The organism is Microbacterium sp. (assembly GCF_031178445.1).
GTDB lineage: Bacteria > Actinomycetota > Actinomycetes > Actinomycetales > Microbacteriaceae > Microbacterium.
The window spans coordinates 25,242-37,589 of record NZ_JAPSIY010000009.1 but is presented as its reverse complement, the minus strand read 5'-3'; the positions used below and the strand labels follow the sequence as shown (position 1 = coordinate 37,589).

Annotated in this window: 14 protein-coding genes and 1 other RNA gene; 4 read left to right on the top strand and 11 right to left on the bottom strand. The window is 68.3% G+C overall.

The annotated features are described in order from the left end of the window. Window positions 1-34 precede the first annotated feature (34 nt). Together RIN43_RS12895 and RIN43_RS12890 are read left to right on the top strand one after the other, a co-directional pair. Window positions 35-655: a TetR/AcrR family transcriptional regulator gene (locus RIN43_RS12895; protein WP_309129331.1), complete on the top strand. Its 621-nt coding sequence runs from the start codon at window positions 35-37 to the stop codon at window positions 653-655. Between the two features lie 22 nt (window positions 656-677). Further along, a complete protein-coding gene (locus RIN43_RS12890) occupies window positions 678-1,535 on the top strand; it encodes a transposase (protein ID WP_309129330.1) in 858 nt (285 codons plus the stop codon). Window positions 1,536-1,679: 144 nt separating this feature from the next. Here RIN43_RS12890 and ssrA read toward each other — a convergent pair. Beyond that, window positions 1,680-2,049, bottom strand: a transfer-messenger RNA (tmRNA) gene (gene ssrA, locus RIN43_RS12885). Between the two features lie 146 nt (window positions 2,050-2,195). Here ssrA and RIN43_RS12880 point away from each other — a divergent pair. After that, the gene (locus tag RIN43_RS12880; protein WP_309129329.1) at window positions 2,196-2,852 is read left to right on the top strand and encodes an SIMPL domain-containing protein; all 657 of its coding nucleotides are present in this window, start codon (window positions 2,196-2,198) and stop codon (window positions 2,850-2,852) included. 33 nt (window positions 2,853-2,885) lie between these two features. Here the strand turns inward: RIN43_RS12880 and hflX are convergent, their stop codons facing one another. After that, complete coding sequence (gene hflX, locus RIN43_RS12875) at window positions 2,886-4,397, bottom strand: GTPase HflX (protein ID WP_309129328.1); 1,512 nt, start codon at window positions 4,395-4,397, stop codon at window positions 2,886-2,888. Window positions 4,398-4,467: 70 nt separating this feature from the next. Here hflX and RIN43_RS12870 point away from each other — a divergent pair, with 70 nt between their 5' ends. Beyond that, window positions 4,468-5,109, top strand: a complete 642-nt coding sequence (locus RIN43_RS12870) for a methyltransferase (protein ID WP_309129327.1) — start codon at window positions 4,468-4,470, stop codon at window positions 5,107-5,109. A gap of 18 nt (window positions 5,110-5,127) precedes the next feature. Here the strand turns inward: RIN43_RS12870 and dapF are convergent, their stop codons facing one another. The 9 genes from dapF to RIN43_RS12825 form a co-directional block, all read right to left on the bottom strand. Further along, window positions 5,128-6,000: a diaminopimelate epimerase gene (gene dapF, locus RIN43_RS12865; protein ID WP_309129326.1), complete on the bottom strand. Its 873-nt coding sequence runs from the start codon at window positions 5,998-6,000 to the stop codon at window positions 5,128-5,130. A gap of 36 nt (window positions 6,001-6,036) precedes the next feature. Continuing rightward, on the bottom strand, window positions 6,037-6,480 hold the full coding sequence (locus RIN43_RS12860) for a GNAT family acetyltransferase (protein ID WP_309129325.1): 444 nt from the start codon (window positions 6,478-6,480) through the stop codon (window positions 6,037-6,039). Further along, entirely contained in the window at window positions 6,477-7,025 is a 549-nt protein-coding gene (locus tag RIN43_RS12855) for a dihydrofolate reductase family protein (RefSeq protein WP_309129324.1), read from the bottom strand. Before RIN43_RS12855 ends, RIN43_RS12860 begins: the two co-directional genes overlap by 4 nt. A 44-nt stretch (window positions 7,026-7,069) precedes the next feature. After that, window positions 7,070-8,011, bottom strand: a complete 942-nt coding sequence (gene miaA / locus RIN43_RS12850; protein WP_309129323.1) for a tRNA (adenosine(37)-N6)-dimethylallyltransferase MiaA — start codon at window positions 8,009-8,011, stop codon at window positions 7,070-7,072. Next, entirely contained in the window at window positions 8,004-9,554 is a 1,551-nt protein-coding gene (gene miaB / locus RIN43_RS12845; protein ID WP_309129322.1) for a tRNA (N6-isopentenyl adenosine(37)-C2)-methylthiotransferase MiaB, read from the bottom strand. Before miaB ends, miaA begins: the two co-directional genes overlap by 8 nt. 54 nt (window positions 9,555-9,608) lie before the next feature. Next, entirely contained in the window at window positions 9,609-10,448 is an 840-nt protein-coding gene (locus RIN43_RS12840; RefSeq protein WP_309129321.1) for a regulatory protein RecX, read from the bottom strand. A gap of 33 nt (window positions 10,449-10,481) precedes the next feature. Further along, window positions 10,482-11,531: a recombinase RecA gene (gene recA, locus RIN43_RS12835; RefSeq protein WP_309129320.1), complete on the bottom strand. Its 1,050-nt coding sequence runs from the start codon at window positions 11,529-11,531 to the stop codon at window positions 10,482-10,484. A gap of 238 nt (window positions 11,532-11,769) precedes the next feature. Continuing rightward, window positions 11,770-11,991: a DUF3046 domain-containing protein gene (locus RIN43_RS12830; RefSeq protein WP_309129319.1), complete on the bottom strand. Its 222-nt coding sequence runs from the start codon at window positions 11,989-11,991 to the stop codon at window positions 11,770-11,772. Window positions 11,992-11,996: 5 nt separating this feature from the next. Then, on the bottom strand, window positions 11,997-12,305 hold the full coding sequence (locus tag RIN43_RS12825; protein WP_309129318.1) for a helix-turn-helix transcriptional regulator: 309 nt from the start codon (window positions 12,303-12,305) through the stop codon (window positions 11,997-11,999). Window positions 12,306-12,348 lie beyond the last annotated feature (43 nt).

Below are 12,348 nucleotides of genomic sequence, written 5' to 3'. Positions count from 1 at the left end.
CGGTATCCGGCGCGGGTCGCACTAGGTTGGATCCATGGTGAAGGGCGAGACGGCCACGGACCGGCCGATGTCAACGGCACGTCGCGGGCGCCCGGGGCATGACCGCGACTCGGTCATCCGGGCGAGCGTCGCCCTGTTCAACGAACAGGGGTATGAAGCGACCTCCGTCTCGGATCTCACTCGCCGCCTCGGCGTGACGAAGTCGGCGCTGTATCACCACGTCGACTCGAAGGAGCAGATTCTGGAGGTCGCTCTGGAAGACGCGCTGGGCGGTCTCGAGCATGCTCTGGATGCGGCGCTGGACGGCGTCACGGCCGCGGAGCGGCTGAGCGCGATCATCCGCGGCGCTGTGCGCGTGCTCACCGAACGGCAGCCCCAGGTCACGCTCCTGCTGCGACTGCGGGGCAACAGCCCGATCGAGCTCGCCGCCCTCGACAGGCGGAGGCGTTTCGACCACCGTGTCACCCAGCTCGTGCGCGACGCGCAGTCGGAGGGGCTCCTGCGGGACGACCTCGACGCCGGAGTGGCGACGCGCCTCGTCTTCGGCATGATCAACTCCGTCGTCGAGTGGTACCGCCCAGACGGGCCTGTCGACCCCGCTCTCCTGGCCGACGAGGTGCTCGCCGTCGCCTTCGACGGACTGCGTCCGCGCTGAGCTCCGGCGTAATCTTCTGGGCATGGCCGATCGCTCGCTCATCGACATCGCCGCGGAACTGTACGCGACGTCGCCGGAGTCGTTCATCGCGAGCAGGAACAGGCTCGCCGAGTCGGCGGACGATGCGACCCTCGGCGCGCAGATACGAGCGCTGCGCAAGCCGTCGACGGCTGCGTGGGTCGTGAACCTCTTCGCACGGGAACGCTCTGACCGCCTCGCCGACGCCCTTCGCCTGGCCGACGAGTTGCGTCAGGCACAGGCCGAGCTGGACGCACAGACCCTCGCACAGCTCGGACGCCAGCGGCGCGCGCTGACGAGTCGACTCGCGGAGGAGGCCGCCACGCTCGCGATCGCGCGCGGCGGGCGGGTCACGGCGGCCACGCGCGAGGCCGTGCAGCAGACGATCACCGCCGCGTTCTTCGACCCGCACGCGGCCGAGGCCGTCGCCTCCGGTCGGCTCGTGCGCGAGCTCGAGGCGTCTGGAGAGGCGACGCTCGACCTGCGGACCGCGGTCGCCGGCGGCGCACCCGAGGGCAGGGAGCTGCCGCAGCCCCCGGCCGACGAGCTCCGCGCGCGGCGGGAGCGTCGCAGCGCCGAGCGCGAGCTGCACGACGCCGAGCAGGCGTTGGCCCGGGCGCAGCGCGAGCAGACGTCGGCGGCGCGGGAACGCAGGGAGAGCGCGGAACGTGCAGACGCCCTCACTGACCGGATCAGGGAGCTGGAGGACGAGCTGTCGCGCGTCCGCAAGCGGGCGGAAGCAGCCCGTCGAGAGGTCGACGAGCTCGACGGGCGCATCGCGAACCTCGACGAGAACGTCCGCGGTGCGGAGAACGCGGTGACGGCCGCCACGTCGAAGCTGCGTGAACTCGGCCGACCATGACCGCTCGGGCGCGACACCGGTGGGGCGATTCCCTGCACCGAGGACATCGACCTGGCCTGAGTGGCTCGAGCCACGGCAATGAAGAACCCCCGCGTCTCCTCACTCTCGTGAGGGAACGCGGGGGTCGTCCACAGTGACAGCGGTTGGTGGAGCTGGGGGGAATCGAACCCCCGTCCGACGCTGCTAATCCACGTCTTCTCCGGGCGCAGTCTGTGAAAGCGTTCTGCTCGGCTCCGACCTTTGTCACAGACACCTAAGTCGACAAGCCCAGCCTGGGAAGAGTCCCACGAGACGTCCAGACGCCGTCACGCAGCAAGATCCCTAGATGACGCCAGGGTCCGTATCGGGATCACATACGGTCTGACGGACTATCGGGCTCGCTTATGCAGCGAGGGCGAAGTCGTTGCGCTTTGCATTGGCAACTATTGTTTTGCAGGGATCGTTCACGAGATGACCCTGCATCCTCGGCCCGCTTCTCGTCGATACACAGGCGCCGTCGAAACCGATCAGCCCCGTGGACCTTCTCGCGAAGGAGCCGCTGTCACTCTGTGGAATTACCAGACGGATGCCGAAGCATCCGAGCATCACAGGTTACAACGTAATCGGGGCGCGCGCCATTCCGCGCCATCAGCCCGAGCCGGTTGACGTAGAGTCGCAGCCATGAGCGACGTCATCATCACCGTTCGCGGCGAGCACGAGTTGCGGGTGGCCCCGGAACGGGCGACCATCTCACTCTCAGTCGAGACCGACGGTCCCGATCGCGACTCCGTCGTGTCCGGCGCCCTCAGCCTCGCAGCACCCGTGCGCGAGAGCATCGTGCAGCGCCACGACTCCGGCACCGTGGCCGAGTGGAGCAGTCGCAGTATCGACGTGCGGGCCGACCGGCCATGGAACAGCGAGGGCAAGCAGCTGGATCCGGTTTATCGCGCCGCCGTGAGGTTCACCGCCACCTTCTCCGACGTCTCGGACATGTCGCTGTGGGTGACCGAGATCTCGGCGTGGGAAGGGGTGCAGATCGGCGGGGTCGACTGGCACCTGACGCCGCAGACCGAGCGCGCGGTGGAGCGTGAAGTGGCCACGCAGGCCGTCGGCGTCGCGGTGACGCGCGCAGGTGCGTACGCCGAAGCGCTGGGACTGCACGAGGTGACGCCGCTGGAGATCGCCGACCGAGGGTTGATCTCGGCCACCGCCTCCCCCGTTCAGGAGAAGGCGCTGCGCACTGCGGCGTTCGACATGGCGGGGTCCGCGCCGATGGAGTTCGAAGGCGAGGACATCGTCGTGTCAGCGACAGTCGAGGCGCGGTTCAGCGCACGCTGAACGGCAGCCCGCCCGTCGCGACCCGTTCGGATCTCAGTCGGCGCCGAGAGCGTAGGGCGCGAGTTCAGCAGCCAGGCGCTCCGAGACGTGCGCGTGCACGGCGGTGCCGTGCTCCCGATGCTCGGCAGAAAGCAGCACCCCCGTCTCGTGCACGGCCGAGACCAGATCACCGCGGTCGTATGGCACCAGCGCATGCACCTCGACAGCGGGAACCGGCAGCATCCGCTCGACCGCCGCCCTGAGCTCCTCGATGCCCTCGCCAGTGCGCGACGAGACGAAGTGCGCGTCCGAAGCGAGCCCGCGCAGCACCAGTCTCTCGTCCTCGTCGACGAGGTCGGCCTTGTTGAAGACCACGATCTCGGGCACGTCCCTGGCGCCGAGGTCGCCCATCACATCTCGCACCGTCTGCAGCTGAGCGGACGGATCGGGGTGCGAACCGTCGACGACGTGCACGATGAGGTCCGCCTGGGCCACCTCCTCCAGCGTGGAACGGAAGGCCTCCACAAGCTGGTGCGGCAGGTTGCGCACGAAACCGACCGTGTCGGTGAGCGTGTACACGCGCCCGTCCGCCGTCTCGGAGCGCCGCACCGTGGCATCCAGCGTCGCGAACAGGGCGTTCTCGACCAGCACGCCGGCGCTGGTCAGCGCGTTGAGCAGGCTGGATTTGCCTGCGTTGGTGTACCCGGCGATCGCGACCGAAGGGATCGTGTTCCGCTTCCGCTCCGCACGCTTCGCCTCACGGGCCGGTGCGAAATCGCGTATCTGCCGGCGCAGCTGCGCCATACGCGTTCGGATGCGGCGACGGTCGAGCTCGATCTTCGTCTCACCGGGTCCGCGGGAACCCATGCCGGCTCCCCCGGCGCCCACCTGGCCACCGGCCTGGCGGCTCATGGACTCACCCCAGCCGCGCAGCCGGGGAAGCAGATACTCGAGCTGAGCGAGCTCGACCTGTGCCTTGCCCTCGCGGCTCTTGGCGTGCTGGCTGAAGATGTCGAGAATAACCGTGGTGCGATCGATCACCTTGACCTTCACGACGTCCTCGAGCGCGCGTCGCTGGCTGGAGGCCAGCTCGGTGTCGGCGATGACGGTGTCGGCGCCGAGGGCGGCCACGACATCCTTCAGCTCCTGCGCCTTGCCACGACCGAGATACGTGGCGGGGTCGGGATGCGGCCGGCGCTGCAGCAGACCGTCCAGCACCACCGCGCCGGCCGTCTCAGCGAGGGCGGCGAGCTCGCGCAGCGAGTTCTCGGCGTCGTCCTGCGCTCCCTGCGGGTACACGCCGACGAGCACGACGTTCTCGAGGCGCAGCTGACGGTACTCGACCTCTGTGACGTCCTCGAGCTCGGTGGACAGCCCGACCACTCGCCGCAGCGCGTGCCGGTCGTCGAGATCCCACTGCTCGCCGTCGGTGTCGCCGTGCGCGGCGGTGGCCGCATCCTGCAGCGCCTGCGCTGCTCCGAACACGCGCGCCTCCGTGCGCGATTCGGCGTGCGCGAGCACCCGGTCCAGCGCGTCCTGCGTGTTCTCTTCGTTCTTATTCGTCATCCGGTCCTTGATCCGTCTTCTGTGCCCACGGCGCCTTAACCTTAGCGCCGCAGTCCGGTACGCTCACTGCATGCCGTCCGACCACTACTTCAGCGCGGCGCCGGCAAGTGCAGAGAACCTGCGCAGCATCCATGTCACCCTGGCGGGGCGGGAACTCGATCTCACCACCGCGGGCGGGGTGTTCAGCCCCGATCGCCTGGATGCCGGGACTGCCGTGCTGTTCGCCAATACGCCTCCGCTGCCGCCAGGCGGCGACTTCCTCGACCTCGGATGCGGCTGGGGGCCGATCAGTCTCACCATGGCGCTCTCCGCACCGCATGCGACGGTGTGGGCCGTGGATGTCAACGAGCGCGCCCTCGACCTGACGCGCCGCAATGCTGAGTCCCTCGGTCTCACCAATGTCAACGCTGTGAAGCCCGATGATGTTCCCGACGACGTCACGTTCCGCACGATCCGCTCGAACCCTCCGATCCGGGTCGGCAAGAACGAGCTGCACAGCATGCTGGAGCGCTGGATTCCGCGCCTGGACGAGCGAAGCGACGCGTGGCTCGTGGTGCAGCGCAACCTCGGTTCGGACTCACTGCAGCGCTGGATGTCGGCCACTTTCACGCCCGGCTACAGCGTGTATCGCGCGGCGACCGGCAAGGGCTATCGGGTGCTCAAGGTGCGCAGGCACGGCACTCCGCCGACCGCGCCCATCGCCGTCGCCTGAGCGAGCAGCCAGGCGAGGTCAGACGAGGTCGATCTCTCCGCGGTAGACGAGCTGTGCCGGACCTGACAGGGCCACATGCTCGCCGTCCTCTGCGGGAAACATCCGCACACCGAGAGTGCCTCCGGGCACCTCGACCCGCCAGTTGTGAGGCGCGCGCTCACCGGCCCAGTACCGCACCGCCAACGCGGTCGCCGCTACACCCGTGCCGCAGCTGAGCGTCTCGCCGACGCCTCGCTCGTGTACGCGCATGCGCACGTGGCCGACCCCGTCGCGCACCAGAGGCTCAGCAGGAACCACGAACTCGACGTTCGCCCCGGCGGCGGGAGCGGGATCGAGTACGGGAGTCGGATTCAGGTCGAGCTCGGCCAGCTCGTCGTCCGATGCGAGCGCGACGACAACGTGAGGGTTGCCGACGTCGATCCCGAGCCCCGGCCTCGCGACGGAGAGCCCGGCCGCGCGCGCGAGAGGCTCACCCCCGGCCAGCTTCCAACGGCCGAGGTCCACCTGGTAGCCGTTGTCCGACTGCATCACATCGCGAACGCCGGCCCTGGTGCCGATCGGCAGCGTGGAGCCGGGCTCGAGCGTCGCCAGGCCCGAGCGCAGCAGGTAGTGCGCGAACACGCGGATGCCGTTGCCGCACATCTCCGCTGCCGAGCCGTCGGCGTTCCGATAGTCCATGAACCATTCGGCCGCGGGCTCCTCGGCGAGTGCAGCGGCCCCGTCCGGGATGGCACTCGAGCGCACCACGCGGAGCACCCCGTCGGCGCCTACGCCGAAGTTGCGGTCGCAGAGCGCCTGCACCTGATCTGTGCGCAGGTCGAGAGCACCGTCGGGATCCTCGATGATGACGAAGTCGTTGCCGGTGCCGTGCCCCTTGGTGAATGCGACCATGCCGTCCAGTCTAGAGAGCACAGAACGGTTCAGCGCTCAGACGCTCGCCTCGGCCGGCACGTCGACGATCAGCCGCTTTCCGGTCATGGCGATCTCGAATCGCTCGTAACCGACGCCGTCATAGAACGCGAAGACGATCTCGTTGCCTGGGCGCACCATCAGCTGCACCTTCGGGCAGCCCAACGCGATCAGACGGCGCTCGGCCTCTTCGACCAGCGTCCGGCCGATTCCCTCTCCTCTTCGGTCGGCTGCACTGGCCAGGTAGTACAGCCAGCCGCGGTGCCCGTCGTAACCGGCCATGACCGCTCCGACGATGCGCCCGGCGTCCTCGGCGACGAGGAGCAGGTCGGGCCACACCGCGCGCATCCGATCGATATCGGCGCGCGGGTCGTTCCACGGCCGCGTGAGCCCCGCCTCGTGCCAGAGTGCGACGACCGCGTCAGCATCCGCGGGCTCGAAGGACCTGATCAGCACGCTCATGAGGCGACTCCGTTCTGCGTGCCGGTCAGCACGCGATATCGCGCGCAGGCGAATGCGCGGTTCCGAGCGAGATCGACGAGTTCGAGATCCAGCTCGCGCGGTAGGAGCGGGGCGCCCGACCCCAGCGTGACGGGCGCGAACTGCACCCAGACCTCGTCGAGCAGGCCCGCGTCAGCGAACTGACCAGCGAGGTCTCCCCCGCCGACCACCCACAGGTCCGCACCGTGTGCTGCAGCGGTCATGTCGGCGTGCACCTCGCGTATGTCGGCCTGCGTGAGTCGCACGTCGCCGTGCCGAGGAAGCTGCAGGTCTCGATGGCTGAAGATCCACGTCGGCTGCGTGTAGCCCCAGTCACCGTTCTCGTGACGCATCACCCACTCGAAGGTCGAGGCCCCCATCGCCAAGGCGCCGATGTTCGCGATGAAGCCCGGGTATGCCATGGGCCCGTCCTTGTCGAACTCCTGCTTCAGCAGCCAGTCCAGCGAGTGGTCGGCCGTGGCGATGAAGCCGTCGAGCGAGGAGGCGGTGTAGAAGTGCGTGGCCATGCGTCCATGGTGCACGGAGCCACCGACATCCGGGCTGTCGGCGGTCAGTCCGGCAGTGCCGAGACGTCGACCGGGTGCTCGAGCCATTCGATCCCCGGGTACCGTTTGAACCACGACACCTGGCGGCGCGCGTAGCGGCGTGTCAGCGCCTGCGTCTGCGCGATCGCCTCAGCCTTCGTCATGTCCCCGGCGAGCTCCGCCAGTGCCTGCGCATAGCCGATGGCACGGCGCGCCGTGACGCCGTCCTCGAGGCCCTGTTTCTGCAGTGCCCGTACTTCGTCGGGAAGCCCGGCAGCCCACATCCGTTCGACGCGGCGATCCAGTCGTTCGACGAGCGCTGCGCGTTCGACATGCAGACCGATGATGCGCGTATGCGGATGCCACAGCACGGGAGCCTCGGGCAGCGCGGCGCCGTGCGTGGCTGCGCCCTGCGAGAGCACCTCGAGCGCCCGCACGACGCGACGGCCGTTGTGCGGATCGATCCGGGCTGCGGTGGACGGATCCAGCTCACGCAGCCGCGCATACAGGGCTCCGACCCCCGTCTGCGACAGCTCGGCCTCGAGGGCCGCGCGCAGTTCGGCGTCGCGCGGGGGGAAGCGGAAGTCGAAGATCACGCTGGACACGTAGAGTCCTGAACCGCCGACGAGAATGGCGTCGCCGCCGCGATCGTTGATGGCGCGAACGGCGTCGCGCGCGATCGGCTGATACCAGGCGACCGCTGCTTCCTGTGTCACATGGCGCACGTCGAAGAGGTGGTGCGGGATGCCGCGCCACTCGTCGTCCGCGAGTTTGGCGGTGCCGATGTCCATACCGCTGTACAGCTGCATGGCGTCAGAGTTGACGATCTCGGCGGGGTTCCCACGTGCACGGAGATGCTCGGCCAGGTCGAGAGCGAGTTCGCTTTTGCCCGTGCCGGTGGCACCGACGACGGCCCAGAGTCGAGGCCGGCCTCGGTGGGAATCGTCTGCCGGCGCGCGCTCAGACACCGACGCGAAGGGTCGGCAGCCCCAGCGAGACGGGGCGGGGAGCACCGGCTTCGCCTGTCGGAGCCGGCACGGCGCACGACTCGGACTGCGCACGATCCCACGCGTCGCCGCCGCGTGTGCGGCGGATGCGCAAAGGCGCACCGGTCGGGTCGTCGGCCAGGAGGTGGAAGGGAGCACCATGGGTGATCCGCACCGTCACGACGTCACCGGGACGCGGAAGCTCTGAGCCGGGCGTGACCTCGAAGTGCACAAGGCGGTTGTCCTCGGCGCGGCCGGTGAGGCGGTGCGTCTCGGCGTCCTTCTTGCCCTCTCCTACCGACACGAGCACTTCGACCTCGCGCCCGACCTGCTTCTGGTTCTCCTCGAGCGAGATGCGCTCCTGCAGGGCGATCAGTCGCTCGTACCGCTCCTGCACGACCTCCTTCGGCACCTGGTGCTCCATGGTGGCCGCCGGAGTGCCTTCGCGGATCGAGTACTGGAAGGTGAACGCTCCTGAGAAGCGCGACTGCTCGACCACGCGCAACGTGTCCTCGAAGTCCGCGTCCGTCTCCCCTGGGAAGCCGACGATGATGTCGGTCGTGATGGCTGCGTGCGGGATGCGCTCGCGGACCCTGTCGAGGATGCTGAGGAACCGCTCGCTGCGATAGGAACGGCGCATCGCGCGCAGGATGCTGTCGCTGCCGGACTGCAGCGGCATGTGCAGCTGCGGCATCACCGCCGGGGTCTCTGCCATGGCGTCGATGACGTCGTCGGTGAACGCCGCAGGGTGCGGGCTGGTGAAGCGGATGCGTTCGAGTCCCTCGATCTCACCTGCGGCGCGAAGCAGCTTGCTGAACGCCTGCCGGTCGCCGAACTCGACGCCGTACGAGTTCACGTTCTGCCCGAGGAGCGTCACCTCGATCGCGCCGTCGTCGACGAGCAGCCGGATCTCGTTGAGGATGTCACCGGGGCGGCGGTCCCTCTCCTTACCGCGCAGGCTGGGCACGATGCAGAAGGTGCAGGTGTTGTTGCAGCCGACCGAGATCGACACCCAGCCGCTGTGGGCGGAGTCGCGCTTCGTGGGCAGAGTCGAGGGGAAGACCTCGAGCGACTCGATGATCTCGAGCTCGGCGTCGCCGTTGTGGCGTGCGCGCTCGAGCAGTCCCGGCAGAGAACCCATGTTGTGGGTGCCGAACACGACGTCGACCCACGGCGCCTTGTCGAGCACGGCCTGCTTGTCCATCTGCGCCAGGCATCCGCCGACGGCGATCTGCATGCCTTCGTGCTTGTCTTTACGGGACTTCAGATGCCCGAGCGTGCCGTACAGCTTGCCTGCTGCGTTGTCGCGCACCGCGCAGGTGTTGATGATCACCACGTCGGCGTCCTCGCCGTCGGCGGCACGCACATAGCCTGCGCTCTCCAGCGAGCCCGAAAGCCGTTCGGAGTCGTGCACGTTCATCTGACAGCCGAAGGTGCGCACCTCATAGGAACGGTGGCGCCCGTCGGCCTCGATCGCTGCCGCCGAGGGCGCGATAATCGTCGGTTCGCTGCGCGGAGTAGTCATGATGACAGCTATTCTACGAGCGCCGGGCGGAAGCAGGCCGCGCCGCCGCAGCCCTCAGTCCGATTCCGTGAAGCGCACTCCCCCTGTAGCGGGGCCGCTCGCTTCCCGGAGGGCGGTCCGGGCGGCGCTCATCGCGACCGAGCCGCCGTAGCCGCGGCGCCCGAGCTGTCCGAGCAGCCGGCGCAGCGCGGTGTCGGGTTCCAGCCGGCTCATTCCCCGAGCCTTGGATCGAGCGAACTCGAGCGCACGCTCGGCGTCGTCGTCGGGCAGGGCCGCGAGGGCCTCGTCGACGATCTCGCGGGGGATGCCGCGTTGCGAGAGCGCACGTGACAGCGCGACCCGTCCCTGGCCCTTGCGTTCGACACCGGATGTCACCAGCAGCGATGCGAGCGTGCGATCGTCGAGGTAGCCCCTGCTGACGAAATCGTCGATGATGTCATCCGCCGACTCACTATCGAGTTCGTTCTCCCTGAGCACGGCCCGCGCCTCTGACACGGAAAGCTGTCGTGCGCGCAGTTTGCGCACCAGTGCCTCCTGCGCCCGGTCCCGCCGTCCTTCGAGGTCGTCACGCCGTTCCTCTTGTTCATCCGCATCGACCGGTCTCACCGCCCTCAGCCGCGGTCGGGCGGCGGAGCGCCGTTCCGAGGAAGCCAGTGACGGGTGGCGTGAGGCGCGTGATCGCGCGTCGTCGATCGGCCGATCGTCGTCGGCCGACGGTCTGTGCTCGCCTGCGCCCACGCGACGAACCGCCTCGAAGCGATCAGCCTCCGGCTCGCCGGTGTCCGACGACTCCTGCGTGCCGTGCCGATCGGGCTCGGAGCGACCTTCTTCGGGCGATCTGGCGCCGAAGAGAGGGATCACGGGGGCGAGGTGATCCTCGCCCCCGTCAGCCATCGCTCACTCCGACCATCGGGAGAGGACAGGACATCAGGCCGGGCGACGCTGCGCGAGCTCGTCGGTCGGCGTCTCCTCGGCAGCCTTCGCGCCGACGCCCATCTTCTGCTTGATCTGGGTCTCGATCGCGACCGCGACATCGTCATTCGCGATCAGGAAGTTGCGAGCGTTCTCCTTGCCCTGCCCGAGCTGGTCGCCGTCGTAGGTGTACCACGAGCCCGACTTCTTGACGATGCCGTGCTCGACGCCGAAGTCGATCAGGCTGCCCTCGCGGGAGATGCCGACGCCGTACAGGATGTCAAACTCGGCCTGCTTGAACGGCGGGGCCATCTTGTTCTTGACCACCTTCACGCGGGTACGGTTTCCCACCGCCTCCGTGCCGTCCTTCAGTGTCTCGATCCGGCGGATGTCGAGACGAACCGAGGCGTAGAACTTCAGCGCCTTACCTCCGGCGGTGGTCTCGGGCGAGCCGAAGAAGACACCGATCTTCTCACGCAGCTGGTTGATGAAGATCGCGGTGGTCTTGGTCTGGTTCAGCCCACCGGTCAGCTTGCGCAGCGCCTGCGACATCAGTCGCGCCTGAAGGCCCACGTGCGAGTCGCCCATCTCGCCCTTGATCTCGGCCTCGGGCACGAGCGCCGCGACGGAGTCGATGACGACGAGGTCGATCGCTCCAGAACGGATCAGCATGTCGGCGATCTCGAGCGCCTGCTCGCCGGTATCGGGCTGCGATACGAGCAGCTGATCGATGTCGACGCCGAGCTTCTTGGCGTACTCGGGGTCGAGAGCGTGCTCGGCGTCGATGAAGGCGGCGATACCACCCGCCCGCTGGGCGTTGGCGATCGCATGCAGCGTCAGAGTGGTCTTACCGGACGACTCAGGTCCGTAGATCTCGATGATCCGGCCGCGCGGCAGGCCGCCGATGCCGAGGGCGACGTCCAGGGCGATCGATCCGGTGGGGATGACCTCGACGGGGGCGCGTTCGTCGCTGCCCAGCCGCATGATCGATCCCTTACCGAACTGCCGCTCGATGTGCGCGAGCGCAGAATCCAGGGCCTTCTCGCGATCGTCTGTTGATGGCATGACGTGCTCCTCACTGTGTCGAATGCTGCCGCCTGTAGGCTGTCGCGACCGCTCCGGCTGGGGCAGCTCTCCGACAAGGCGCATGGCTCGTTGCCATGTCCCTCACGTTAGGGCGGGCCACCGACATCGAGCCGGACGGCGAGCCTTCTGTGGAGGGATATCGCATCGAGACCATCTGTGCAGAACGATACGCGCTCATCGAACAGACGTTCGACGACACGCCGATTCCGATGAAGGGTCAGCGCCGCCGCGGCTCGAGCCGTCCGACACCGTAGCGCCGCTCTGCGGGGACATCGGTCTCAGCGCACAGCGCGAGCCAGATCTCGCGCGGCGGCACGCCTGCATCGAGGGCGTCGAGCGCAGACATGCCCAACGCACCCAGCACGAGATCGTGCGTGAGCGCGGTCGCACGCCCGCCGAATTCGTCTTCGACGGCGCGCAGGAACTCGCTGCGTCGCATCCGTGTCAGCGTAGGGAGAGCTCGGGCTCGACCGAAGCGACGAGCTCGTCGGGCACGACGTCCGGGAACCCGTGGAGGCCTTCGAGCACTGAGATTCGGTCGCCGACCTCGCGCATGATCGTCGAGATCGGTACATCCAGCGCTTCGGCCACCGAGGCGAGGATCTCGCTCGAAGCCTCCTTCTGACCGCGCTCGACCTCGCTGAGGTAGCCGAGTGCGACGGAGGCCTTGCTCGCCACCTGTCGAAGAGTGCGACCCTTCTGCTGACGGAAGTCCCGCAGGACATCGCCGATCTCCTGTCGTACCAGGATCATCGGAACCTCCTCTCCGTCTCCCCCGGACCTCGGCCCGAGTGGA